Raw genomic sequence first — 26,141 nt, 5'->3', positions numbered from 1 at the left:
TGTCATTAATATTGTTGCTGGCCTGAAATCACCTAAATTTTATAGGTTAATTATTATTTTAAATATGGAAAATATTTATCTTTATTTTCAAGCATGAGAATAAAACTATATTCTTGGGCGATATCATCTAGTGCATTAAAACGCCCTGATTTACCACCATGCCCCGCATTCATATTAGTTTCTAATAATAATAATGAATTGCCTTGTTTAATATCTCGTAATTTAGCTACCCATTTTGCAGGTTCCCAATATTGAACTTGAGAGTCATGTAACCCTGTCGTCACTAAAATATGTGGGTAATGTTGTGCTTTGATATTGTCATAAGGGCTATACGCTTTAATTCTCCAGTAATCTTCTTCATTTTCAGGGTTACCCCACTCATCGTATTCCCCGGTGGTCAGAGGGATTGATGGGTCTAACATTGTGGTTACCACATCAACAAATGGAACAGCGGAAACAACCCCCTCGTATAAATCAGGCGCCATATTCACAACCGCTCCCATTAATAAGCCACCCGCACTGCCCCCCATGGCATACACATGTCCTGCTTTACCATAACCTTCTGATAATAACCCTTTGGTTGCATCAATAAAGTCAGTAAAGGTATTCATCTTGTGGATTGTTTTACCTTGTATGTACCAATTTTTACCTAAATCACCACCACCACGAATATGTGCAATCGCGTAAACAAAGCCACGATCCAATAAAGACAAACGAGATGAACTAAATGAAGGATCAATGCCATACCCATAAGCGCCATAACCATAGACTAACAATGGATTTTGGCCATGTTTGAATAGATCTTTACGGTAAACTAAAGAAACCGGGACTTTTACCCCATCTTGTGCAGTAACCCAAATACGCTCACTTTGGTAGTTTTGCTTATTAAAATCTTTAACTTCTTCTTGTTTTAACAGCTGCTTTTCTTGAGTCAGCATATTAATTTCATATACTGAAGACGGTGTGGTCATTGATGAGTAACCGTAGCGTAGTTTATCCGTATCTGGCTCAGGGTTATTTCCGATCCACGCCATGTATGTTGGGTCATCAAAGCTCACTTGGTTTTCTTTATTAGTTAACCAACTGATTTGGCGAATATTCACTAAACCATTTTGGCGTTCTTCCACAACTAACCAATTATTAAATAAAGCAAAACCTTCAAGATCAACCCCATCACGCGGTGCAATAAAGCTTACCCATGGTGCTGAAATATTGTCTGCAATATATAAACCAAATAATGGATGCTGGTGATTAGAACGAATATAGAATTTACCATTGAAATGGTCAGGATAGTACTCAACCCCCGTTTGACGTGGTTTTAAAATTTTAACGTCATTTTGTGGCTGATTGGCATCAATTAAACGGTACTCAGAGGTTTCAGTACTCGTGATCCCCATTAAAATAAAATCTTTTGAAGTCGATTTCGCTAAACTAACGTAAAAAGTATCATCCTTTTCTTCATACACCAGTTTATCTTGAGTTTGCTGTGTACCATATAGATGTTTAACCACTTGATAAGGTAGCAATGTTTGCTTGTCCTTATTCACATAGAATAGCGTTTGGTTGTCATTAGCCCAGACAATATTACCTGAAGTATTGGTTAATACATTTTCCTGCCACTTGCTCTCATCAATTTTGCGAAATGATACTGCAAATTCATTACGTCCTTGGCGATCTTCAGCAATCGCTAGCGTGGTATTATCCGGCGAAATCGCTAACGCTCCCATACGATAATATTCAGTGCCTTCGGCTCGTTCATTACCATCAACTAATACAACCCATTCATCTTGGCTATTTACAGGGCGTCTTTCAAAGATAGAATAATTTTTCCCCGCGACAACTCGTGAACGGTAGGTATAACCATTATAATCATAGGGAACTGACTCATCGTCCTGCTTCATACGTGAAAACAATTCATCGTAAATTTCTTTTTTTAACGATTCACCTTTTGCAAGTTGCTGCTGCGTATAATTATTCTCTTGCGTTAAATATTCAATGATTTCTGGAGACTCGCGTTGATCATCTCTTAACCAATAATAGTTATCTACACGGGCATCTCCGTGAGTGGTGATAGTATAAGGTTGTTTTTTGGCTATTGGTGCTGACATTCTATCCTCCGCAGCACTGGTTGCTGCATATAAACCAAGTAATGTAATAAAACAAAACTCAGTGAGTTTATTACGCATAATTTATCCAATCTATTTTTCATTAAGAGTAAAATCAATAGGTATCCTGACAGTTACCCGCCCATTGATTAAAATTTCAGCTGGGGGTTCAGGTAAAGGTGCTGCTCTCGATAGCACCTGCAATGCTTCTCTATCCAAAGATCGTGTTCCTGATGAACTTACTAGGTCGCTACCAAGCAAAAAACCTTGTGGGTCAACCGTAAATGTTACTGTTGATTGACCGACTCGCCCCCGCCTTACGGCGTCTTCAGGAAACCGCTTGTATTTATTTAGTTTCCCCAATACTTGTGCTTCCCATAGCCTTTTCGCGTTATCTACCGATTGTGACTGGCTATTAAATTCTGCGGCAATTTTTTGAGTTTGTAATGGCGCTGCAGCATCACTGGTGACAGGGGCATCATTGGCTTTTGAATCAGTCGCTTGTTTTTGTTCAACCGCCTGCTTTTCATGCTTTTGTTTTTTGACTTCAGCAGTTCGTTTTGTACTCACCGCTTTAGCGACTTGCACTTCAGCCTGCTCATTGATGGCTAATGATGGGATAATTTTCTCTTCCGATGGGGCTTCATGAGCCTGGCTCGCCACCGATAACTCTTGTAGTTGGCCAATGTTAGCTTCTGTCAATTGTTCGGCTTGCGATTCAATCGAAATCTCCATCACCACTGATGGCGGAGGCAATAACTCATCCCATTGTTGATTGTGAGTTACCCATATATACAACCCAACAACCCCAATATGAAGAGCAATTGCCAATGCGAAGCCCCCACTTATCTTCGTTGTTCGCTTTAAATACTCATTTTCAAATGTTGTTATAATCATTTTTATCTTATGCACTGACGTATTTATGTATAAATGCAAATGATAATTAATAACAAATAAAAATGGAAATCATTTCTTACTGGAAATAAAGATTACTTCACAAAATTAACTTTTTTGAAATCATTAGCTTGCTATTACTTAGTCATCCTTTAGGCGTGTACCACACAAAATCAGCATGTAAATGGTCTATTTCTTCACCTCTTTCTGAAATAATTAATACTTTTACGGGTTCTTCGGGCGCTAGGTCTTGCACATGTAAAGGCACACCAATTGCTCTTGTTGCATGATAGCCACCTGCGAATAGAAGCGCGGGTGTAGGTGCATTTAATAACGACTCTGCCATACGGCGGTCACGCAACTGCTGTATAAAGGTCATTTTAGCCACTTGTTCCGCTGTCAGTTCCCCACCATGAGAACTTTCAATCGTTTTACTGATAAGTTCTTGAACAATGGGTTGAGCTGAATATTGCCCCGTTACTGATGACGGGTTAGCGTAGGCGGCAAGTACCTCTTTTTTATCTAGGTTTGCCGACAGTAGCGGATAAGGCGAGCTCAGCAAATGACGGATTAAAGCCCCATATTGCTCCCAAGGCCAACCACTATTCCAATTTAAGGCGGACTGTAGCTTTTCGTCACGAATATAAGGGTTATTTTGCATCTGCGCCTGTACACGGTTCACACTATTTTGCTGCGACGGTGTCAACATTTCGAGTAGAACCGCACCTTGAGGCCGTATTTTTGGCATTTCTTGTGCAAGCCATTGCTCAATTTGGTGGTGATAATGGTTATCATGCTTTTCTCCGACAATGACGCGTGGAGATTGAGCAAGCTGCTCGATTAATTGCTGAGGTGTTAAAGACTTACCTGTTGCTAAGTCAATAATTTGGTTGCTTACTGTTAGTTGGCTATCTAATTGTACGATTGTCGGTTCAATTTTTTGTGTACAACCGATAAGGAAAAATAACCCAACCATTAAAGTGGCTATTTGAGAGGTCAATCTTATTGAAATCATTATGCTTTCCATCTTATGTTGTCAAGCTAATAAGATACAGATAATGATAATCATTTTCAATAAAAAGGCTCCTATAAAATCATAGAAGCCTTTAATACGTATTAATTAATATTAACCGTTAGAGTGGATTGGTTTGCGCTTCAACCACTGCTAATGCCACCATATTCACGATACGGCGTACCGACGCAATTGGTGTCAAGATATGTACCGGCTTCGCAACCCCCATCAATACCGGGCCGACCGTCACGCCATCAGAGCTTGTCACGCGCAGTAAGTTATAACTAATACGTGCAGCTTCCATATTTGGCATAATTAATAAATTTGCTGAACCTTTTAATGGGCTATCAGGCATCACATCTTTACGGATCGATTCAACTAATGCGGCATCCGCATGCATTTCACCATCAATTTCAAGATGAGGGTCACGTGCTTTGATCATCGAGAGCGTATCACGCATTTTTTGTGCTGATGCGCAGTCTGAAGAACCAAAGCTAGAACGCGATAACAGAGCCACTTTTGGCTCAATACCGAAGCGTCTTACCGTATCCGCTGCCATTAACGTGATTTCTGTTAGCTCTTCCGGAGAAGGGTCTTCATTAACATAAGTGTCTGCGATAAACGTATTACCCGTTGGTAATAACAATGCATTCATTGCACCGGCAGCATGAACACCTTCGCGGAAACCAAATAAATCTTTAACAACTTCATAATGTTCACCATAGCTGCCCACGGTACCACAAATCATCCCGTCAGCTTCACCGCGTAACACCATGATCCCACCAATTAAGGTTGGGTTATTAATCACTGCACGACGTGCCATTTCTTGTGAAACACCACGACGTTTCATGATTTGGTAGTATTCTTGCCAGTATTCTTTATAACGCGGGTCGTTTTCGTTATTGACCACTTCAAAATCTTTACCTAACTCAATGTGTAGGCCAAGTTTTTGAATACGCATTTCAATCACACTTGGACGCCCAACTAAGATTGGGAAAGCCAAACCTAAAGAAACCAGCTCTTGTGTGGCATGTAATACACGCTCTTCTTCCCCTTCAGCTAAAACAATACGTTTTTTGGCAGTCTTAGCTTGAGAGAAGATAGGTTTCATGAATAAATTTGTCTTATAAACAAACTGATTTAATTTTTCGATATAGACATCGAAGTCTTCAATTGGACGCGTTGCTACCCCTGAGTCCATTGCTGCTTTTGCCACAGCAGGTGCAATTTTAACAATCAAACGTGGGTCAAATGGCTTCGGAATAATGTATTCAGGGCCAAAGAATAAATCTTGGTTACCATAGGCTGAAGCCACTTCTTCACTTTGCTCTGCCAATGCAAGGTCTGCAATGGCATACACACAAGCCAGTTTCATTTCTTCATTAATCGTTGTTGCACCGACATCTAACGCACCACGGAAAATGAATGGGAAACACAACACGTTATTAACCTGATTTGGGTAATCAGAGCGGCCAGTACAGATGATGGCATCAGGACGAACTTCTTTCGCCAATGGTGGCAAAATTTCAGGCTCAGGATTTGCTAGCGCTAGGATCAGTGGATCTTGCGCCATGGTTTTCACCATTTCCGGCGTTAAAAGACGTGGACCTGAACAACCTAAGAAAATATCCGCATTAGGAATAGCATCCGCCAAAGTACGTTGGCCGTTATCTTCAATGGCATACGCAGCTTTGGTGACATCCATGCGTTCATCACGCCCCTTATAAATCACCCCCTTAGAATCACAGACGGTGATATGTTCACGTTTCAGTCCCAACGCGACTAATAAATTCATACAAGCGATTGATGCTGCGCCAGCGCCAGAAACCACAAGGCGGACATCACCAATTTCTTTTTTTACAATTCGTAATCCATTGATAACAGCAGCTGTACAAATGATAGCGGTTCCGTGTTGGTCATCATGGAACACAGGGATTTTCATGCGCTCACGGAGCTTTTGTTCAATATAAAAGCATTCTGGTGCTTTGATATCTTCTAAGTTAATACCACCAAAAGTCGGCTCAAGAGACGCAATGATATCAACTAATTTGTCTGGATCTGTTTCATCAACTTCAATATCAAAGACATCAACACCAGAAAACTTTTTAAATAGTACACCTTTTCCTTCCATGACTGGTTTACCAGCCAAGGCACCAATATTACCTAACCCAAGGACGGCAGTACCATTAGAGACAACCCCGACAAGGTTACCTTTAGCAGTGTAACGATAAGCTTTAAGTGGGTCATCTGCAATTTCAAGACATGGAACTGCAACACCTGGTGAGTATGCTAATGCGAGATCTCTCTGGGTTGTTAGTGGTTTAGTTGGGGTAACCGTAATTTTCCCAGGATGTGGAAACTCATGAAAATCAAGAGCACTTTGTTTTAATTTGTCATCCATCGTCAAGTCCTTTCAAAATAAGTAAGGTAAGAGCGATAACAGTATAAACACATCTCACTAGCAAATCATGATCATACCGGCAATTTCCAGAAAAATCTTTCAATTACAATAGAGTTAGGTCACTGTCCGAGTAAAACATAGTCACCTTGGTTATATTGTTCATAGCGCAACCCTGCTTTAATTTTAAAAAGCACGACTAAAAATAATTTATTATTAATTTTATTAGGTTAATATATATAAATAATTAATTGCATAATAACACAATGAAATCCCACCTTAAATATGTTCATCTGTTTAACTTTAATTTAACTATTCGATATTATTTTTTCTATTTTAATGTATTATCAACAAGCACAATATTATTAGTATGGAACTATAAAATATTAAGCAAACGATTAATATCAATCTCACTTCTCCATACTGCTGATTATATAATTATTAAAACTCCAATTAAATATAATAAACGTACCGAAATTAAATTGTCTATTTTATAGGAAATACCTGAGTAGACGTTGGCATTTGAGACATAAAAAAGGAACCCTCTATGTCTAAATATACAGTAATGATTATTGACGATCACCCTATTATACGCTTGGGATTGCGGCAGCTCATAAATACCGACACACACTTTATTATCACAGCAGAGTGCGCTTGTTGTTATGAAGCTTTAAGCATGGCAAAGCAGTTAAAACCTAATTTAATTATTATAGATACCAATATTCAAGGTATTAAAACATTTGAAACTATACGATTACTTCGTAAACACTGCAATGATAGCTACTTATTAGTGTTATCTGCATCGACAATTAAAACAGATATATATGGTGCTATTGACGCAGGAGCACAAGGTTATTTATTAAAAAACAGTGAACTTGATATGCTATTCTACAGTATGAAGAAAGCCTCTAAAGGGCAATTGGTTTTTAGTGAAAAAATTTATCAACATCTTATTTCACGTCATCATTATAGTGACCCACTATCCGCATTGACAAAACGAGAGTCTGAAATTTTGCATGAAATGGCTGTGGGTTTAAAAAATCGTGAAATATCTAACTTACTTTTTATTTCAGAGGAAACCGTTAAAGTTCACATTCGAAATATTCTTAAAAAATTACGCGTTCGATCTCGCCTTGAGGCTAGCTTAATTTATATGCGTTCAAGATAATCTATTTTTAATATATTAATTATCGAGGCTAAATTACATTTAATGTAATTATAAGGTTATTATAGATTTCTCACATTTGGGCTAGATCCCAAGTGAGTTTTGCCGCATTATGTAAGGATTATCGCTAGTTTTTTGAGGAAAATCATATGCCCAATACACCTAACTCTCCTTATATTATGTACGGAATTAAAAACTGTGACACCATTAAAAAAGCACGCCGTTACTTAGAAGACAATGGAGTTAACTATCAATTTCATGATTATCGTGTTGATGGTATTAGCGATGAACTGCTTTCTATCTTTATGGAACATATTGATTGGGAAGTGTTAGTCAATAAACGAGGAACAACTTGGCGAAAATTGACTGATGATGAAAAAAATGCAGTTATTGACGCAGATAGTGCTAAAAAAGTGCTAATTGCAGAGCCTGCCATGATCAAAAGACCCGTACTTGTTTCTCCAGATAACCGATACTTAGTTGGGTTTAACGCTAATGACTACCAAAACTTCATTCGATAATCAGGTGGATTTAATGGATTGTCCCGTTATTCAGCTTGCCAAAGAACTAATTGCACGCCCTTCTATCAGCCCCGATGACCAAGGCTGCCAAGCGATCCTTACCAAGCGCTTAAACCAACTTGGTTTTACCATTGAACCAATGCATTTTGGTAGCACATTAAATTTTTGGGCTCATCGAGGCACTCAAGGACCAACCCTCGCATTTGCAGGTCATACCGATGTTGTACCAGCAGGCAATAGCGAAAATTGGCAGACTCCTCCGTTTAACCCAACAATTATTAATCAACATCTGTATGGCCGTGGTGCAGCTGATATGAAAGGTTCTGTCGCAGCAATGGTTGTCGCAGCAGAGCGCTTTGTCGAAAAACACCCTCACCATCAAGGGCGCTTGGCCTTTTTAATCACATCAGATGAAGAAGCTGATGCATTAGATGGCACGGTTAAAGTTGTTGAAACATTAATGGCTCGTAATGAGCGTGTTGATTATTGTTTAGTCGGTGAGCCATCAAGCCAATCTCATTTAGGTGACATCATAAAAAATGGACGTAGAGGCTCTATTACAGCAAATTTGACTATTTTAGGAACACAGGGGCATGTAGCCTATCCACATCTAGCAGACAACCCGGTGCACCGAGCAACCGCTTTTTTGCAAGAGCTCACTTCAACTATCTGGGATAACGGCAACGAATTCTTCCCTGCTACCACCATGCAAATTGCCAATATTCATGCGGGTACTGGGGCAAGTAATGTAATCCCCGGTGAGTTATTTGTTCAATTTAATTTTCGTTTCAGCACAGAATTAACCGACACACAAATACGTGACAGGGTCACAAGTATGTTAGACCGTCATGGCCTCGTATATAAAATAGAATGGTCATTATCTGGTCAGCCATTTTTGACTGAAAAACAAGAACTTGTCACTGCAACCTTGCAGGCAATCCATGAACTAACGGGTCTTAACGCAGAGCTATCTACCAGTGGTGGTACATCTGATGGTCGTTTTATCGCTCAAATGGGCACTCAAGTAATTGAGCTTGGCCCATTGAATGCCACTATACATAAAGTTGATGAATGCGTTAGTGTCAAAGACTTGCAACAACTGGCCTTAATTTATGAGCGAGTCATGGAGCTATTGTTATTATGATCACCATCGCAATGTTAACAGGCCGTTCAACGGACCATTTAGTGACACTTGGCGGCACTCATCGTCTACAATTTAATGCCACTAAGGCATTTTTAGCCATGCAACAAGCTGCAGTAAAAGCGGGCTTCAAGTTACAATCTGCAAGTGCATTTCGCGATTTTTCACGTCAACAGTTAATTTGGAATGAAAAATTCACTGGTCTCCGCCCTGTTCTTGATGCACAAAGCCAACCTTTAGATATTACAACGCTTTCAGAAGGTGAGCTGTGTGAAGCTATTTTACATTGGTCTGCATTACCCGGAGCAAGCCGTCATCATTGGGGAACCGAAATAGATGTTTATGACCCATTACGGATCCCAGCAGGGCAAACTTTGCAATTAGAGCCTTGGGAATATGAAACTGGCGGCTATTTTGCTGAATTAAACCACTGGCTCACGGATAACATGGCGACATTTGATTTTTACCGTCCCTTCACGGCAAAAAATGCAGGGGTTGCCTATGAACCTTGGCATATTAGTTACTGGCCGTTATCCCATGAAGCTGAACAGCTGTTAACGCCAAAAGTCATTACGCAAGTTCTTGAGCAAGAAGATATTCGTGGGAAAAATTGGTTAAGCACTAACTTAGATTATGTATTCGAACGCTATATTAGAGCTCCTGAATAATTTCTAAGCTAACAAAGCAATTTCTATAGCGCCAATGCCCCATAGATGATGCGACATCATTTATGGGGCTTCTTTATTTTGTTTGGAAATTTGTTCATCAACAACTGGAAGCCGATACATAAAAATAAGCAGCCAACACAACAGTGCCAATAAACCAATTTTTAACCATAAATAACTAACAACCCAGATTGATAGTGAAAAAGTGAGAACTATCAATATAATTGCTTTTGGTTTTGCCCCTTTCGGTAACCCTTTATGCTTTTGCCAGTGACGAATATACCCCCCAAACCAAGAGCGATATAATAACCAATGATGAAAACGTGGAGATGAACGAGAAAAGCACCATGCCGCCAATAATAAGAAAGGTGTGGTAGGCAAAACAGGAAGAACGACGCCAGCAAAAGCCAGCGCAACGGCTAACCATCCAATAACAATGAGGAACAATTTTTTCAAAATCACCCCTCCTCCCGAATAAATAAATTAAATGGTAAAAACCGCATAAAATCTGTGGTAACTCATAATAATATCAATGGTATACTCTAATGGTAAACAAGCTTAATGAAAAGTCGCTTTTGCCTGTTGATGCGATTATTATTCTCTTGTTCTACGACGAAAAGAGCGCTAATAGCCCCAGTCATTGACTTGCAAAGCCTGAGAAAATGACAGGAGCCTAAACTTAAGACTATTAGGAAGCCCCATGAATCATTACTCTTTTTTTATGAAGGCCGGAAAGGTAATTGCTATCGTTACACCAAATGAGCAAGAGACCCAAAAGCTAATTGCTGCCGGATATGAAAAGCAATTTGAAGAGATTGAAGCCGTTTCAACAGAAAAAGCACTTGAACGCTTTGCTAATATTCGCGGTGAAGAGGTTAAAAATATCTACGCACTTACAGGCTCTGATATTTTGCTTGGCATTGTTGGTGCATTTGCCATGGTATTTAAATAAACAATAAGCTCTGTAGGTATATTTTCTGTAGCTATCTCTGAAAAAACACACAGTTTCATATAAAGTGTAAATGGTACTCTAATGGTATAAATTTTAAATAATTTAAAATCAACATTTAGCTTTTACCCAGTTTCATAGAGGTAATGTATGCAATGGTTAGCCGACTACTGGTGGATAATTTTACTCTTATTGGTAGGTATTATCTGGAATTCAGTCAAAGAAATGATGAAATTGGACCCCAAAAAGTTTTTAGATGACAAGCCAGAAATTCCCCCACATCAAGATAATAACCACCTTTGGGATGATGAAGACGATTGGCCTAAAGACAAGAAGAAATAACCTTTTGCTTTATTTCAGCTAAAAGCGCTGGTTGGTATTGTTTTACCTGTATACCAACCTCTTCTCTTACTCGTTGTAACCATTGCTTTTGCCCTGTCATACCAATATCCGCACAAATCTGTGCGATAGGCTCGCCTGACAGCAAGTGCCGTCTGAGCAGCGCAAGCCCGGCTGTTTCTTCCCTTAATAAACGCATAATCGCACTTTGGCTCGCAGAAATAGGCCGTTTAAACTCACTAAAACCGATCAGTTCTATCCAATCATCAGGGGTTAATTGCTGCTGCTCACTGGTTTCTAAAGCAAACTCAGACAGATCATTTCGCCAATAAATATCGCGTTTTAATTGCATTTCCCCTTGCTGGCAAAGTCGCCTTGCTCGATCTGATAGCGATAATATCGCCATTGCCGTGAAACAGCCACTACTCGCTTCTTTGTGCGAACCTATTCGCATTAACCGAAAGCCCGCTTTTTGCCAAAATGCGACTAAGTCTGGTGTTAATCCAAAACTAACAGACAAAAAATCTAACCCTTGCTCTGTAGCAATTGCTTTCTGTTTTTCTAAAAGCGTTAAACCAATTTGGCGCCTACGGTGGTTCGCATCAACGGCAATACGCATCACTCGGCGAGATAGCCATTGTGCCGCAATAGGGAAATAACTATGAGCTGCTAAAGATTGGACAACTAAATTTCCTCTTGGTCGACGAAGCCCAGCCCATATTTGCCAGCTCAATGATTCGGTCAACTGTCCTTCATCTACCATCCATAATGCACCTATATAAGCACAATTATGAGACTCGGTTTTTGCCACCATAAAATGTTGCTGTTGGGCATCCAATAGACGTCGTAAATCTAATGGTGACGTTCGATAATGTGCACTCATCAATAAGCCATAAAACGCTTTTAATTGCTCATTATTTTCCGCTAATGATGCCTGGGTTAACGCTTTATATTCAATATTTCCAGCAAAAACCGTTTGAGTGACGGGTTCTTGCAGCAATAAAGCCTCATTGACCCATAATTCTAAGGGGTCATTAGCCGCATAGCGCATTGGGTTATCAAGTTGCAGTAAAGTGAAATGGGCTAAACTTGCACAGAATTTTAGCGTAAATCCACGCCCTGTTCCTTCATAGCCATCGACTGTCGTGGTTAATAAAACCCGAGGGAAATACCCCACTAGTTCTCGTAAAATATAATTAGGGATTGCAGAAGCTTCATCTATGATCAGCCAATCTGCGGTTATATTTTCATTGCTACGGCAGTATGCGAGTAAGCTATCTGGAGACCAAAAATTAATCTTTTTACCTGCATGCCGGCTTAAGACTTCCGTCGCCACTTTTGCAGGAGCACAACACCAACACTCTCCTGCAAAATGCTGTATTAACATCCCTGCTATTGCCGATTTACCGCGCCCCCTCGGCGCTATCAAACCCCAAATTCCATGTTCCGCGCTTAATAATCGGCTAATTATTTGCTGCTGCTGTTCTGTTGGCTGGCCTGTCGGTGCTTGCCATAATGGTTTGTTTTTTAGTAATGAAAAATCAGGCTCATTCCCTTGTTTATAAAATAAAATATCGGGAGATGTTTGAAAAGTTCGCTGCAAGTGATGTACAAAATTCGGTGTCGAAATGAGCCCCAATTGTTCATTCCAGCGCAAGCTGTCTAGATCGGTATTTGTCGCCCACTCTTTTTGAGGCGCCGTACATAAAACTAACAAGCTCCCTGCTTTTAATGTGCCAGCAAGCATGGCTAGTGCTTCACTATGAAACCCTTTACGTACATCAAAAATGCCATGTAAAAATTCACGGCCCAATAATAGATGCGCATTTTCAGGGGAAACCCCTTGCGGTAAGTTTGATGAAATCGTTAACCAATCGCCATCAATAGCAACTTGAAGTTGTTTGAGTTGTTGTTCTACCCATGCATCGTCGCCAGAAAGAACCATAAGACGACGCATACCAACTATATGTAGTTGTTCTATAATGACAGTAAGTAATTTCACCATCGTAATACTATGATTTACCAATTAATAGTGACAAAATCCCAGCAGCGATTAAGGGCCCTACCGGTACACCACGGAATAAAGCAACGCCAATGACGGTTCCAACCAGTAAGCCTGCAACCGTAGACGGTTGATGGGACATTAATGTGACGCCCCTACTACCCAACCAAGAAACTGCGATCCCAATAACAATTGCCAAAATCGATTTCCAATTCAAAAATGAGCTTAATACCTCATTAGCCGTTATTTTACCACTCGCAATTGGAGCCATAACACCGATTGTTAAGATAAGTATCCCAATGGTTAAGCCATATTTTTCAATCCATGGAAAATAATTATTTAATGGTGTTATTCTGACCACCAATAAAAATAGCATCGCAAGGGTGACTGTCATATTATGACTAATGATACCTAACCCGGCTAAGACCAGTAAAATGATTAATGTTGGATCAACATGACTCATAGATTTGTCCCTGTAAAACGCACAATTATAATTTATTAGCAGCAACTAGGCTGATTTAAAAACATGTTATTGGCTCATCATCAAAGAAGCAAATATTAACGCCAACTCTTTTTATTTTTACGGCGACGATATTTTTAATTAATAAAAAATCTCACTATCTCCACACAATTAATTAACTAAAATGCGACATTTTAGCTGTTCTTTATTATCTATTTAATACTTTTTAAAAGATGTATTCTCAGCATATTTCACGGTAACAAGCTTAATTGTACAAAAATTAGCATGGCAATACAGATAACCCCCACCACCAGTAAAACTTAAGCTAAATATTCGGAGTATTCATCACTGTTTATTTTTTTATTTCTGCGTTTTTCTTATATTTATCATGATAAAAACCAACTTGTAGTGCCTTTTGCTGAAGATAGCCCTGAATACCTTTACAACCAGACAATCCATCTCAATTGCGTATAATAATCACAGATAATTAATACAGAAAAATCATAACTTAGCATTATTTATAATTTTAATGATTTAAATGGTTGTGCGACGCTCTGCATAAGCACAATTATTAGGATTAAGAATATGAACCAATCTTTATCGCCCTATTCAAACGCGCGTTTTATTGCTATTCGTTTAATCCCTGGCGAAGACGCACTTTTAACATTAAGACATAAAATTGAGCAACATGGCCTACAAGCTGCGTTCATTGCTAGCAGTGTCGGCAGCTTGACTGACGTTGCACTACGTTTTGCAGGCCAAGAAGAGACCTTTCAAACAACAGGTAAATTTGAAATTGTTTCATTAATTGGCACTTTAGATGCCAAAGGCGAACACCTGCATTTAGCTGTCTCTGATGAGCAAGGGCAAGTCCTCGGTGGTCATATGATGCCGGGTTGTACGGTCAGAACAACATTAGAGCTGATTATTGGGGAACTGGAAAAGGTAAATTTCATTCGTGAACCTTGCCCGTTATCAGGTTATGAAGAACTTATCATCACTTCTCGCTAATTTTATTATTCCATTACTGTAAGGAATGACTTTGTCATGGGTAAAACGTCGATTATTTCTAGTCGTACACTGACTTTAATTGTTTTTTCTATTGCCATTAATATGGTTATTGGCCAATTAAGTTCAATGCTAAAACTGCCTATTTTTCTGGATTCTATAGGAACGTTAATTTGTGCGTTATTAGCAGGCCCTTGGGTTGCGTTATTAAGTGGTTTATTAACTAATTTATTATGGGGTTTACTCAGTGGGCCAATTGCCGCTGCATTTGCACCTGTTGCGATGATGATTGGACTCAGCGCTGGGTTATTAGCTCGCGCAGGTGGTTTTCGCACCTTACCAAGAGTGGTTTTATCCGGTGTAGTGATTACTTTTGCATTAATGATAGTTGCTGTTCCTATACGTACATACTTATTTGCAGGAACAACCGGTAGCGGAGCAGACTTTTTTGTCGCGTATTTCCATGCTGTTGGCGATAACTTATTAGAATCAGTGGCAATTACGGTATTAGGCGCCAATATTGCGGACAAAGTTGCATCTGCCATTATTGCTTGGCTACTCGTTCGACAATTACCAGAACGTGTCCAACGTAATTATCCAAATATGGCGAAGGTCAGTTAAATGCATCCATTCACCTCGCTGACAATTTGGTTTTGGCTCAGTGTAAGTTCGCTTTTCTTACCTCTGAACTGGCTATTAATTGTGCTAGGTTGCAGTACTTTCGCTGCTTTATTATTTTGGCGACCTGCACGTCATCGTTGGCGCATTGTTGCATGGATTATGCTCCCCATGGCGGCAGGGCTTTGGTTAATTCACGGGGGTTGGCTAGCTCAACAATTAACCGGGGATGCCTTAAAAAATAGCCGTCCTGAATTTGCACTAGCATTGTGGTTTAAGTTATTAACGATTATTAGCGCTTCTCAGCTTTGGTTGCAATATGTACCGACTGAACGCTTTATTCGTGCGTTGTTTGCTAGCCGTTTACCTGCTAGTTTTGCATACCTACTCGCGGGTCCGTTATTGCTTGCAGAACAATTTCGTCAGCAATTAAACACCATCCGTGAGGCACAATTGGCAAGAGGCGTCCCTCTTGACGGGCGCTTTTGGCAACGTGTTACATCATTACCGGCCCTATTATTTCCACTTGCCAGTAATACTCTTAGTGATCTGAGTATTCGTGGAGCCGCATTAGATATGCGTGGTTTTCGCTATTGCGCTAAACGCACGACATTGAACCCACCTACGGATAGTTCATTCCAAGCCCTACTTAGGTATGGGCTAGTTTTGTTAATTTTTATTGAAGGTGGTCTCTCTCTATGGTGGTGAATCTACAACAAATGCGCTTCATTCCACAAAGCGCGGAGCTGTCCTTATTAGGACCGATAGATCTCCAGCTTAATGCAGGCCAATGGCTATGTGTATTTGGCGGTAATGGCAGCGGGAAAAGCACACTAGCGCAAATACTTGCAGGTTGGCATAGTGACCTTATTCAAGGGAAAATAGAAGGAACCGCTGAAGTATTACAAGTTCCCTTAGCTGACAGCTCTGTGGTTCAGGTATCAGTATCACGCCAACTTGTTCAGCAATCCCCCCAATTACAACTCTCGGGTTGCGCGTTTACCGTTGAACAAGAAATTGCGTTTGGGCCTGAAAACCTTGGCTTGTCACCCAGTGAAATTAGTCAACGAGTTGAACACGCGATTGCGCTCACGTTTTGTGAAGCTCTACGTACGCGCCATCCTGCGACATTATCGGGTGGTGAAGCACAACGCGTCGTGTTAGCAAGTGCATTAGCGATGCAACCTAAACTCCTCTTGCTCGATGAAGCCTTTAGTCGGCTAACACCCAGTGCAACACAACGTATTTTAGTGCAATTGCAACACTATACAGAACACACAAACTGCAGCATTATTTTTTTTGAACGCAATTTATTACCTGCCATCAGTTTCTGTGATTCATTCCTTTTGTTGAGTACTGGCAAAGCCTTTTTAGAATCTAGGAAAGTGGTTGCTATAGGCTGTTTGGATGATGTTTTTCTTGATGCTATTGAAACAATCAATATGCCAGAGGCTTGGCGTGCTATAGGTGAACTGGTCAAATTAGGGCATTGGCGAGACACAATTCCCCACAATGAAGCGCAATTGCTACAGATGTTTAAGGAGCGGCATGTTACAGCTTAAAAACCTGAGCTATCGTTGGCCAAGCTCTACTATTGATAATATACAATCTTTATCTCTATCTATTCACCCTGGTGAATGGGTCGCTTTAGTTGGGGATAATGGCGCAGGTAAATCAACATTATTACGCCTGCTCGCAGGGTTATTGCGCCCTACACAAGGTGATATTCAGCTTGATAGCCAGCCGCTTAACCTTCTTTCCTCACCACAAAGAGCCAACCATATCGGTATTTTATTCCAAGAAGCTGAGAAACAAATTTTTCATAGTTGTGTGCGTGATGAGATTGCTTTTGGTTTAAAACGCCAAAGATATCATAAACGTGATATTCACGCGCGAGTACAGCAAGCACTTGAAATTTGTCACTTAGTCGATGTAGCAGATAAACACCCTTTAGATTTACATGCAGGCCAACGCAGGATGGTTGCTGTTGCCTGTTTAGAGGCCGTTTCACCTAAGTTATTGCTGCTTGATGAACCTAGCCGTGACTTCGACGCTTTTTGGCTGCGCAAATTTGAACATTGGCTAACCTTGCAACGTGAAAAAGGGGTAACCGTCGTTTCTATTAGCCACGACCTTGATTTTGTTGCCCGCCATTTTCAACGCGTATTGCATTTATCAAATGGCGAACTCATCGCTGACGGTCAGCCAACGGAAATATTAAGCCATCCAGAGTTACAAGTCGAAAGCCCATTGCCCGCGCCTACGTTGACGTCACTTAGTCAACAACTACAAATAAAGACTACTGATACCGCTCTCTCATCATGGATTACACATTTTATTAGCCAACAATCACCCTCGATTAGCGACTAAAAAAATAGCCTGCAATGCAGGCTAAAATCTCATTCAAATTATAGGAAATTGATTAATCTAGCTGTACGCCAATACGGCGTGCGACTTCTTCGTAAGCTTCGATTAAGCCACCAAGGCTCTGACGAAAACGGTCTTTATCCATTTTATTGAGCGTTTCTTTATCCCATAAACGGCTGCCGTCTGGTGAAAACTCATCGCCTAATACCACTTGGCCTTTATACAAGCCAAACTCCAGTTTAAAATCGACTAAGATTAACCCTGCATCCGCAAAAATTTTACTGAGTACCTCATTGGCTTTGTAGCTTAGCTCACGCATTTTTGCCAAGTTTTCTTTGCTCACCCAACCAAAGGTTTCACAGTACGATTCATTCACCATTGGGTCGTGTTTGGCATCGTCCTTTAAAAATAAGTCAAATAGTGGCGGATTTAACACCATGCCTTCTTCAACACCTAAGCGTTTTACTAGTGAACCTGCGGCACGGTTACGGATCACACACTCAACAGGCACCATATCTAACTTTTTCACCAGGGCTTCTGTGTCAGACAATAATGCTTCCATTTGTGTTGGAATACCGGCTGCTTCTAATTTGCTCATAATGAAATGGTTAAATTTGTTATTTACCATACCTTTACGGTCAAACTGCTCGATACGCTCACCATCGAGTGCTGATGTATCATTACGGAACTCCAGAACCAGTAGATCAGGATCCTCTGTGGTATAGACTGTTTTTGCCTTACCACGATACAACTCAGCTTTCTTTTGCATCTTACACACTCCAGGGATGTGATTAAACTAAACAAAAATCAACCTGCACAGCAGATTCAGATAAGTAACAGAAGAACAAAAACCAATTAAATGGCCTATTCATTGTTAATTTTCTGCTCTGTTTCAGTCAGTTACTGAAATTCACCATGTGAAACGCTAACTAGCTGATATTCAATATTTTATAATTCACTGTTAATCATGATAATAAAATTCCCGAGCAGACGCAAACGATTACTTAACCATAAACACTGATTTTTTGTCCATTTGTTTTAGGTGAAAACATGAAAGATAAAATTAGCCTACCAGAGAAGGAAAATTCAAATTGATGAAATGCTATTTAATAACTAACTAAGTATATAGATTACGAGTAGCATGAAATAAACAAAATACAGAGTTGATAACCACCAGCCTATGCGTATGAAGCTTAATATCTTTACCCCAATACAAACCCATCCAATTTAAATAAAAAAACCGCAGCTTGTATTTAAGCTACGGTTTAATTAGTCATCTCAAAATGTTGAATGATTACTTTTTGGCAGGTGCTTTACTAAATGCTGCTTTCAGCGCTGCAACCATTTCATCATTTTGTTTTTGTGTTAAAGGCACACCTTTGGTGGTGATAAATTGCAGTGTACTACGGTTATTTAAGTCACCAACCTGCACTTTATAATCTGCTTCTGGCACAGTTGGGTCATCAATACCCAAAGCCTGCCATTCTGAGCTGCTTAAACCTTTGTAAGTTACCATCACAGAACCACTTGAGCGCGTACGGTCACCCACTTTCATACCAACACTTTCTAAGGTGTGAGGTAAACGTTCCCATACTGCATCAAATGGCGCACGAACCACAACTAAAGGTAAGCCAGTATCATCACTACCGGTTTGAACATCAATGATACCGTAGGCATTTTGGATACTATTTTTGTTTGAAGTATCACGTAACGTATATAAGTTATCGGTTAATTCATTCAATAACAGCTTGTTATAACGTTGAGTTTCGACAACATCCGTAATTGTCTCTCCCCCTTGACGTAAGCCTAAGCTAGTTACCGTTAATGCCATCATACCGTTTTCTGGCTGCACTGTAACTTTATGGCGACTCTCAATCGGTACGTTTTCATCTGCGCGATCCCATTTCACCCAATCGGTTTCAATTGAGCGAGAGCCATCGTCTTTAGATGAAACTGGAATCCCTCTTTGCTCTAAGATCATCGTAACTTGTGACCAAAGTGCACTATTTTCAGGTGTATTTTCTAGCAACAAACGACTTGCTTGAGCGCTATCCTCTGTACGAGAACCCGCTAATTGCGAAATTGTCAGTACTGGTGGACGAATGTCTAACGCTTTTCCTATTGCCCCTGTTGATGTGGCTTTAGGGATATCATACTCACCATTTTGTTCTGGTAATGTAAGCCCCTGTGGCACATTCAACACTTTCAATGGCGCAGCATTGAGATATTCCTCATCACCACTGACCTGACGTTTATAGCGCTGATCGCTGGAGCAGGCTGCCAGTAACACAACAAGTGACAGGCCAGCAACCTTCATAACCTTCGATTTTTGCAATAATGTTGCCATTAAAATTCCCTAAATTTTACAGTAATCCAGCGAGTTTCAAGGCTTCCTCAACTTTTTGCTGGCCCGAGGTGGTTAACGGTGTCATTGGCAACCGTAATGTCCCATCTGCAATCAGACCTAAGCGATGACAGCCCCACTTCGCTGGAATTGGATTTGGTTCAACAAATAACTGAAGATGAAGCCCCATCAGTTTTTTATTTAATTCACGCGCCTCAGTATATTTGCCTGCAAGCGCTAAGTCACACATTTTTACCATCTGTGCGGCCGCAACGTTAGATGTGACCGAAATAACGCCTTTACCACCTAGTTGCATGAAATCAAGCGCCGTTGCGTCATCACCTGTTAACAGTACAAAATCATCATCAACCAGTTCTTTGATTTGATGAACCCTAGCTAAGTTCCCTGTTGCCTCTTTAATTGCAACAATATTCGCCAGTTTTGCTAAACGCCCCACAGTTTCAGGCAACATATCACAGCCAGTGCGTGATGGTACATTATAAAGAATCTGTGGCAAGCTGGTGTTTTCTGAAATTGCCTTAAAGTGTTGATATAGCCCTTCTTGAGAAGGCCTATTATAATAAGGTGTTACCGTCAGGCAAGCAACCACACCGCTGTTTTCAAACTCATTTGTCAAAGAAATAGCTTCAGCGGTAGCATTTGCACCGGCTCCTGCAATAATAGGAATACGACCATCTGCTAATTCAAGCGTCGCTTTCACGACATCCACATGTTCTTTGTGCGTTAAGGTTGCTGATTCGCCAGTTGTACCAACAGAAACAATCGCAGTTGTTCCACTTTCAACATGATAATCCACCAACTTTTTCAGGCTCGCTTTATCTAAACGCCCTGCCGAATCCATTGGTGTAATAACTGCAACAATGCTTCCCGTTAAAAAATCTTTATAATTTGCGTTTCCATTAGCCATAGCGATACCCCCTTAATAATTGAACTACCATGTTACTTTTTCATTTCAAAGAAGAAAACCACCCAATAGCAAGAATTTAATGAATTTTGTTAATGCCGAGGACATTAACTTAAATAGAAGTAATAATTCACTGATATTTCTCGCAAGAGTCTATTTACCCCCTTGGCAGATTGCCTTTTTTATGGTTTCCTTACCCTCATAGCCAGTCAGTTGTTAGCGCTAGAATTTTACTGCTATATTCTAATTAAATGTTTAACTGACATAATTAAAATACTAAGGAATAGACTTTGCCTAAGACTGAACAGCAATTTCTTGTCATTACTGCGCTGGGAACAGATCGTCCGGGCATTGTGAATACTATTACACGTCTCGTCAGCGAGTGTGATTGTAATATTGAAGATAGTCGCTTAGCGATGTTTGGCAAGGAATTCACCTTCATTATGATGCTCTCCGGCAGTTGGAATGCTATCACCCTTTTAGAAGCGACATTACCACCTAAAGGCGCCGAGCTCGACTTGCTTATCGTAATGAAAAGAACTCAGAGTGTGCAAACAACCTATTACCCATCGACAGTAACAGTGAATGTTGTTGTCGACGATGCACCTCGTATTGTCGAGCAATTCACAAATTTATTCACAACTTCGCAGTGTAATATCGCAGAGCTTGTTTCTAAAACACAACCAGCCAATAATGATATGCCCGCTCAACTGGAAATTCAGATTACTGCACACGATCCGTTGGACGATAATGGCATAATTATAAAAAATAAATTTCAACAACTATGTACAATGCTAAATGCTAAAGGCAACATAAGTATTGTTAACAACCCCAACATGCAAAGTTAACGGAGATATATTTAATGAACCCATTGAAAGCCGGTGATAAGGCGCCTCAATTTAGCCTTCCTGACCAAGATGGTGAGCTCATCAATCTTTCTGATTATCAGGGTCAGCGCGTATTAGTTTACTTTTATCCTAAAGCGATGACTCCTGGCTGTACTGTTCAAGCGTGTGGTCTACGTGATGAAATGGATACACTTAAAGCGAAAGGTGTCGAAGTATTAGGTATTAGCACAGACAAACCAGAGAAACTATCTCGTTTCGCTGAAAAAGAGATGTTGAACTTCACTTTGTTATCAGATGAAGACCACCAAGTATGTGAGCAATTTGGGGTTTGGGGTGAAAAACAATTCATGGGGAAAACCTATGATGGGATTCATCGCATTAGCTTCCTTATTGACCCTACTGGGAAAATAGAGCACGTCTTTGACAATTTTAAAACCAGTAACCACCACGAAATCGTGCTTGATTACATCAATACACACGCTTAATCGTTACTTCTTAGTGCTGTATGCCCCCATACAGCACTATTACTAACCTAGTTCGTTGACTCCGTTGGCTCTTCCGGCCAGACATGAATAACCGCTTTAATCAGTGTTGCTAAAGGTATTGCAAAAAACACGCCCCAAAAGCCCCATAACCCACCAAACACCACAACAGATAAAATAATCACTAGTGGATGTAAATTCACGGCTTCAGAAAACAATAAAGGCACCACAACGTTGCTATCCAAACCTTGAATAACTAAATAAAACAACATTAAGTACCAAAATTCACTACCAATACCGTACTGAAAGAGCGCAACAATAACCACGGGGATCGTGGCTGCGACCGCACCAATGTAAGGGATTAATACCGCTACCCCGACAAGAACCGACAGCAATACGGAATAGCGCAAGTCAAAGTAAGCAAAACATAAATATGTTGCCACCCCAACAATCACCATTTCAGTAACTTTTCCTCGCAAATAATTGGTGATTTGTTCATTCATTTCGACCCAAACTTTACCCACTAACAAACGATTTTTCGGTAACAGCTTGAGGAAGCTTTTGCTAATACGCTCTTTATCTTTTAAAAGAAAGAATGTCATCAACGGCACTAGAACTAAGTAAACTGCTAAAGTAAAAATACCTATTAATGAAGCAACTGACGCTTTAACCACAGAGTCTGCAATACCCGACATACGGCTACGCAGGTTATCTGCCATCATATCGATAATGCCGACATCCACTAGTGCTGGATATTGCTCTGGCAGTTTTTGTGCAAATTCATTGAAACGGTTAACCATATTTGGCAGATCGGCCATCAAATTAATCCCTTGCTGCCATGCGGTTGGTGCAATAATTAAAATAACCATGGCACTTATTCCGGCGAATAAGGTCAAAATAATACCGACAGCAACTGAACGGGATAACCCTATGCGTTGTAATAAATTGGTTGGCCATTCAAGCAAATAAGCTAAAGCAATTGCCGCCAGCAATGGAGCCAGTATACTGCTGAAAAAGAAGATGATCACAAACCCTGATACGAGTAATGTAAAAAGGGCTATGGCTTGTGGGTCAGCAAAACGCCGACGATACCACTGTAAAAACAATTCCAGCATTTATTGCTCCTAGGGAATAACACAAAGGACAGTTCCTAAAGTAACGAAAATTATACCGAAGAACAGATTTTACGATAGCTTTTGCTATCATGTGTTTTAAACTTTTCGTATTTTTAAGTGCCTTACTTAAAGCACACCCGAAATAAAGTCGGTACTTACCCTAAATTAAAATGTTGTATGGGATACTCACGTTTCATGAAGAAAAATTTAAAATATCCATTATTGGCTTTCATGATCGCTGCGCTAATGAACGGTGCAGTATTACCTGCTTATAGTGCAATTGAAGATACCTTACCCGATATAGGAACCACAGCAGGAGGCACACTTAGCATCAACCAAGAAATTATTATGGGAGATGCTATTACACGCCAAATACGTGCCAGCACCCCTCTTATTTATGACCCATTGTTAACCCAATATGTTAACAAACTTGGCATGCGGTTAGTGAAAAATGCCGACTCAGTTAAAACACCGTTTAAGTTCTATTTAGTCAACAACCCCAATATTAACGCATACGCCTATTTTGGGGGCAATGTAGTGCTACACTCAGCATTGTTCCGATACAGCCAAAATGAAAGTCAGCTAGCATCCGTCATGGCGCACGAAATATCTCACGTTACGCAAAGGCACCTTGCGCGAATGATGGAAGACCAAAAAAGCACCACTCCTCTCGCGATTGCAGGGACGATTGGTTCTTTGCTGTTAGTGATGGCGAATCCTCAAGCCGGTTTTGCCGCTTTAACAGGCACAATGGCTGGGGTTCAGCAAGGTATGATCAGCTTTACCCAAGCCAATGAACAAGAAGCTGACCGTATTGGTTTACAGACATTAAGGCGCTCTGGCTTTGACCCGCATGCGATGGCTGATTTTATGCAAACAATGTCAGACCAAACTCGCTATATGTCAAAGCCCCCTGAAATTCTATTAACGCACCCCTTGCCGGATAGCCGTTTAGCTGATGCCAGAAACCGATCGAACCAATACCCTAAAGTGAGTGTGCCATCATCACTGGACTTTATGTTAGCCCGAGTTCGTATTTTGGCTATGTATAGTACCGAGCAAAAACATGCTTTAGACCAAATCATTGAAAACTATGGTAAAGGTTCTGCACAAGAACAAATTGCAGCGCAATACGGTAAAGCGCTACTACTTTCTCAAGACAAAAAGTACGCAGAAGCAGGAAAAATCCTGACAGAGCTATTAGCGAAACAACCCGATAACCCTTGGTTTATCGATAGCATGACTGATGTCGACATTGAACAACATCAAGTCTCTAGAGCGGTCTCTCGTTTACAGAATGCTTTGAGAAAATCACCGAAAAATACCGTATTTATTGTCAACCTAGCTAACGCATTAATTAATAATCATCAATATAAAGAAGCAACAACCTTACTGAATAAATATACGTTTGATTACCCTGATGACCCGATTGGTTGGGATTTACTGGCAGAAGCGTCCGCAAAACAAGGTAAGCGTACCGAAGAACTTGCTGCTTACGCAGAAGGGATGGCGTTACGGGGTAACTATGACACTGCAATTAATTATCTCAGCGATGCTAGCCGTCAAAGCCGTTTAGGCAGTTACGAACAGCAGCGTTATGACGCTCGCATTGATGCGCTTAGAAAACTACAATTACGTGACAAAAATGCAAAACCGTAAGGAGTTATAATAATGACGGATTCGATTAAGATTTACCACAACCCACGCTGTTCTAAAAGCCGTGAAACCTTAGCCCTTTTAACTGATAAGGGTATCTCCCCCACGGTGGTCGAGTATTTAAAAACGCCCCCAACGGTCGCTGAAATCAAAAAACTCCTTAAAATGTTAGGCTTTAAAGATGCTCGTCAATTAATGCGCACCAAAGAAGAGTTGTATAAGGAATTGAATTTAAACGATGACAGCTTAACTCAGGATCAACTCATTAAAGCAATGCATGAAAATCCTAAATTGATTGAACGCCCTATCGTTGTTAATGGTGATAAAGCACGTTTAGGTCGTCCGCCTGAGCAGGTTTGTGAAATCTTATAAACTCTATTTTGGCAGCTATATGGCTGCCAACTCATTTAATCAACTAGAGTTTTAAAATATCTTTTACGAAAGGAATCGTTAATTTTCGCTGAGCGACAATTGATGCGTGGTCAAGTTTGTTTAAGATATCAAACAACGTTCCCATTTTTCTATCTAGACGTTTTAATACGAAACGACAAACATCTTCCGGTAATTCAAAACCACGAATACGAGCGCGTAATTGCAGTGCCCAAATCTTATCTTCGTCACTCAGTGGGTGCAGTTTATAAATTTGCCCCCAATCAAGGCGAGAGGCTAAATCGGGTAATTTCAGTTCGATTTGCCGAGGAGGCCTGTCCCCAGTAATTAATAGACAGGTGCGACCAATTTCCAAAATACGGTTATACAAATTGAAAATCGCCATTTCCCACTCTTCATCACCCGCGATGCACTGAATATTATCAATACAAACGAGTGATAAATGTTCCATACCGTCTAGTACTTCAGGAACAAAATACGCACGTTTATCCAAAGGAACATAACCGACTGCAATGCCTTGTTCAGACAGCTCTGCACAAGCTGCGTGCAGTAAATGGCTTTTCCCGCCGCCTTCACGCGACCAATAATAGATATAACTGCCATGGGGTTGATTAATAGCAGACTGAATAGCAGACAGCAACGCCCCATTTTCCCCTGCATAAAAGCTCGCAAAGGTTTCATCATCTGGCAGATATAGTGGTAATGAAAGCTGTGATGGTGTGTTCAGAAGCGCCTCT

The 26,141-nt window shown here is 40.4% G+C and carries 26 protein-coding genes and 1 pseudogene; 15 read left to right on the top strand and 12 right to left on the bottom strand.

Features of this window, described 5'->3' with window-relative positions:
- Positions 1-53 precede the first annotated feature (53 nt).
- From FVA69_RS09860 to maeB, 4 genes are all read right to left on the bottom strand, one after another.
- Positions 54-2,186 carry a S9 family peptidase gene (locus tag FVA69_RS09860; protein ID WP_110731975.1) on the bottom strand — a complete coding sequence of 711 codons (2,133 nt, stop codon included), beginning with the start codon at positions 2,184-2,186 and terminating at the stop codon, positions 54-56.
- Between the two features lie 12 nt (positions 2,187-2,198).
- A complete protein-coding gene (locus FVA69_RS09855; RefSeq protein WP_109912446.1) occupies positions 2,199-3,002 on the bottom strand; it encodes a cell envelope integrity protein TolA in 804 nt (267 codons plus the stop codon).
- Between the two features lie 142 nt (positions 3,003-3,144).
- Positions 3,145-4,014: a ChaN family lipoprotein gene (locus FVA69_RS09850; protein ID WP_004911323.1), complete on the bottom strand. Its 870-nt coding sequence runs from the start codon at positions 4,012-4,014 to the stop codon at positions 3,145-3,147.
- A 118-nt stretch (positions 4,015-4,132) separates the two neighbouring features.
- Entirely contained in the window at positions 4,133-6,412 is a 2,280-nt protein-coding gene (gene maeB, locus FVA69_RS09845) for an NADP-dependent oxaloacetate-decarboxylating malate dehydrogenase (protein ID WP_109912445.1), read from the bottom strand.
- A 544-nt stretch (positions 6,413-6,956) separates the two neighbouring features.
- Between maeB and FVA69_RS09840 the strand changes: the two genes are divergently transcribed.
- From FVA69_RS09840 to FVA69_RS09825, 4 genes are all read left to right on the top strand, one after another.
- Complete coding sequence (locus tag FVA69_RS09840) at positions 6,957-7,577, top strand: LuxR C-terminal-related transcriptional regulator (RefSeq protein WP_004911325.1); 621 nt, start codon at positions 6,957-6,959, stop codon at positions 7,575-7,577.
- Positions 7,578-7,723: 146 nt separating this feature from the next.
- On the top strand, positions 7,724-8,095 hold the full coding sequence (locus FVA69_RS09835; protein ID WP_164528763.1) for an ArsC family reductase: 372 nt from the start codon (positions 7,724-7,726) through the stop codon (positions 8,093-8,095).
- A gap of 13 nt (positions 8,096-8,108) precedes the next feature.
- Positions 8,109-9,239: a succinyl-diaminopimelate desuccinylase gene (gene dapE / locus FVA69_RS09830; protein WP_123381901.1), complete on the top strand. Its 1,131-nt coding sequence runs from the start codon at positions 8,109-8,111 to the stop codon at positions 9,237-9,239.
- The gene (locus FVA69_RS09825; RefSeq protein ID WP_123381900.1) at positions 9,236-9,904 is read left to right on the top strand and encodes a M15 family metallopeptidase; all 669 of its coding nucleotides are present in this window, start codon (positions 9,236-9,238) and stop codon (positions 9,902-9,904) included. Before dapE ends, FVA69_RS09825 begins: the two co-directional genes overlap by 4 nt.
- A 60-nt stretch (positions 9,905-9,964) precedes the next feature.
- Here the strand turns inward: FVA69_RS09825 and FVA69_RS09820 are convergent, their stop codons facing one another.
- A complete protein-coding gene (locus FVA69_RS09820) occupies positions 9,965-10,357 on the bottom strand; it encodes a DUF454 family protein (RefSeq protein WP_004911334.1) in 393 nt (130 codons plus the stop codon).
- Between the two features lie 244 nt (positions 10,358-10,601).
- On the opposite strand from FVA69_RS09820, the gene FVA69_RS09815 reads away from it, so the two are divergent.
- Together FVA69_RS09815 and FVA69_RS09810 are read left to right on the top strand one after the other, a co-directional pair.
- Positions 10,602-10,853 carry a hypothetical protein gene (locus tag FVA69_RS09815; protein WP_004911337.1) on the top strand — a complete coding sequence of 84 codons (252 nt, stop codon included), beginning with the start codon at positions 10,602-10,604 and terminating at the stop codon, positions 10,851-10,853.
- Between the two features lie 147 nt (positions 10,854-11,000).
- Positions 11,001-11,192, top strand: a complete 192-nt coding sequence (locus FVA69_RS09810) for a YpfN family protein (RefSeq protein ID WP_109912443.1) — start codon at positions 11,001-11,003, stop codon at positions 11,190-11,192.
- On the opposite strand, the gene FVA69_RS09805 is transcribed toward FVA69_RS09810, so the two are convergent.
- Positions 11,173-13,194, bottom strand: coding sequence for a tRNA(Met) cytidine acetyltransferase TmcA (locus FVA69_RS09805; protein WP_164528762.1), 2,022 nt, complete (start codon positions 13,192-13,194; stop codon positions 11,173-11,175). The two genes, FVA69_RS09810 and FVA69_RS09805, sit on opposite strands and share 20 nt — an antisense overlap.
- A 7-nt stretch (positions 13,195-13,201) precedes the next feature.
- Positions 13,202-13,654 (bottom strand): DUF441 domain-containing protein, encoded by a 453-nt coding sequence (locus FVA69_RS09800; protein ID WP_004911348.1) that lies wholly within the window; start codon positions 13,652-13,654, stop codon positions 13,202-13,204.
- Positions 13,655-14,236: 582 nt separating this feature from the next.
- Here FVA69_RS09800 and FVA69_RS09795 point away from each other — a divergent pair.
- From FVA69_RS09795 to FVA69_RS09775, 5 genes and pseudogenes are all read left to right on the top strand, one after another.
- Positions 14,237-14,662 carry a PPC domain-containing DNA-binding protein gene (locus tag FVA69_RS09795; RefSeq protein ID WP_109912441.1) on the top strand — a complete coding sequence of 142 codons (426 nt, stop codon included), beginning with the start codon at positions 14,237-14,239 and terminating at the stop codon, positions 14,660-14,662.
- Positions 14,663-14,698: 36 nt separating this feature from the next.
- Positions 14,699-15,280: a hypothetical protein gene (locus FVA69_RS09790; protein WP_004911353.1), complete on the top strand. Its 582-nt coding sequence runs from the start codon at positions 14,699-14,701 to the stop codon at positions 15,278-15,280.
- On the top strand, positions 15,281-15,985 hold the full coding sequence (locus FVA69_RS09785) for an energy-coupling factor transporter transmembrane component T (protein ID WP_164528761.1): 705 nt from the start codon (positions 15,281-15,283) through the stop codon (positions 15,983-15,985). It begins immediately after the preceding gene.
- Positions 15,976-16,839 (top strand): energy-coupling factor ABC transporter ATP-binding protein, encoded by an 864-nt coding sequence (locus tag FVA69_RS09780; protein WP_164528760.1) that lies wholly within the window; start codon positions 15,976-15,978, stop codon positions 16,837-16,839. The genes FVA69_RS09785 and FVA69_RS09780 overlap by 10 nt, the downstream gene beginning before the upstream one ends.
- Positions 16,826-17,467: pseudogene (locus FVA69_RS09775) on the top strand (energy-coupling factor ABC transporter ATP-binding protein); the annotation flags it as partial. The gene FVA69_RS09780 and the pseudogene FVA69_RS09775, both read left to right, overlap by 14 nt.
- A gap of 232 nt (positions 17,468-17,699) precedes the next feature.
- On the opposite strand, the gene purC reads toward FVA69_RS09775, so the two are convergent.
- The 3 genes from purC to dapA form a co-directional block, all read right to left on the bottom strand.
- Positions 17,700-18,413 (bottom strand): phosphoribosylaminoimidazolesuccinocarboxamide synthase, encoded by a 714-nt coding sequence (gene purC / locus FVA69_RS09770; RefSeq protein ID WP_004911363.1) that lies wholly within the window; start codon positions 18,411-18,413, stop codon positions 17,700-17,702.
- A gap of 525 nt (positions 18,414-18,938) precedes the next feature.
- On the bottom strand, positions 18,939-19,991 hold the full coding sequence (gene bamC, locus FVA69_RS09765) for an outer membrane protein assembly factor BamC (RefSeq protein WP_004911365.1): 1,053 nt from the start codon (positions 19,989-19,991) through the stop codon (positions 18,939-18,941).
- 16 nt (positions 19,992-20,007) lie between these two features.
- Positions 20,008-20,916 (bottom strand): 4-hydroxy-tetrahydrodipicolinate synthase, encoded by a 909-nt coding sequence (gene dapA, locus FVA69_RS09760; RefSeq protein WP_004911368.1) that lies wholly within the window; start codon positions 20,914-20,916, stop codon positions 20,008-20,010.
- A 287-nt stretch (positions 20,917-21,203) separates the two neighbouring features.
- Here dapA and FVA69_RS09755 point away from each other — a divergent pair, with 287 nt between their 5' ends.
- Together FVA69_RS09755 and bcp are read left to right on the top strand one after the other, a co-directional pair.
- Positions 21,204-21,761 (top strand): glycine cleavage system transcriptional repressor, encoded by a 558-nt coding sequence (locus FVA69_RS09755; RefSeq protein WP_004253549.1) that lies wholly within the window; start codon positions 21,204-21,206, stop codon positions 21,759-21,761.
- 14 nt (positions 21,762-21,775) lie between these two features.
- On the top strand, positions 21,776-22,246 hold the full coding sequence (gene bcp, locus FVA69_RS09750; protein ID WP_004911370.1) for a thioredoxin-dependent thiol peroxidase: 471 nt from the start codon (positions 21,776-21,778) through the stop codon (positions 22,244-22,246).
- Positions 22,247-22,293: 47 nt separating this feature from the next.
- Here bcp and FVA69_RS09745 read toward each other — a convergent pair whose 3' ends face one another.
- On the bottom strand, positions 22,294-23,358 hold the full coding sequence (locus FVA69_RS09745; RefSeq protein ID WP_004911372.1) for an AI-2E family transporter: 1,065 nt from the start codon (positions 23,356-23,358) through the stop codon (positions 22,294-22,296).
- A 195-nt stretch (positions 23,359-23,553) separates the two neighbouring features.
- Here FVA69_RS09745 and FVA69_RS09740 point away from each other — a divergent pair, with 195 nt between their 5' ends.
- Both FVA69_RS09740 and arsC read left to right on the top strand, forming a co-directional pair.
- Positions 23,554-25,017: a beta-barrel assembly-enhancing protease gene (locus tag FVA69_RS09740; RefSeq protein ID WP_004911374.1), complete on the top strand. Its 1,464-nt coding sequence runs from the start codon at positions 23,554-23,556 to the stop codon at positions 25,015-25,017.
- 12 nt (positions 25,018-25,029) lie between these two features.
- Positions 25,030-25,386 (top strand): arsenate reductase (glutaredoxin), encoded by a 357-nt coding sequence (gene arsC / locus FVA69_RS09735; protein ID WP_109912437.1) that lies wholly within the window; start codon positions 25,030-25,032, stop codon positions 25,384-25,386.
- Positions 25,387-25,429: 43 nt separating this feature from the next.
- Here arsC and hda read toward each other — a convergent pair whose 3' ends face one another.
- Positions 25,430-26,131, bottom strand: coding sequence for a DnaA inactivator Hda (hda, locus tag FVA69_RS09730; RefSeq protein WP_036957653.1), 702 nt, complete (start codon positions 26,129-26,131; stop codon positions 25,430-25,432).
- Positions 26,132-26,141: the final 10 nt, after the last annotated feature.

The organism is Providencia sp. PROV004 (assembly GCF_011045615.1).
GTDB classification, from domain to species: Bacteria; Pseudomonadota; Gammaproteobacteria; order Enterobacterales; family Enterobacteriaceae; genus Providencia; species Providencia rettgeri.
Note: the sequence above shows the minus strand (reverse complement) of the source record. Positions and strands in the feature narration are given on the sequence as shown.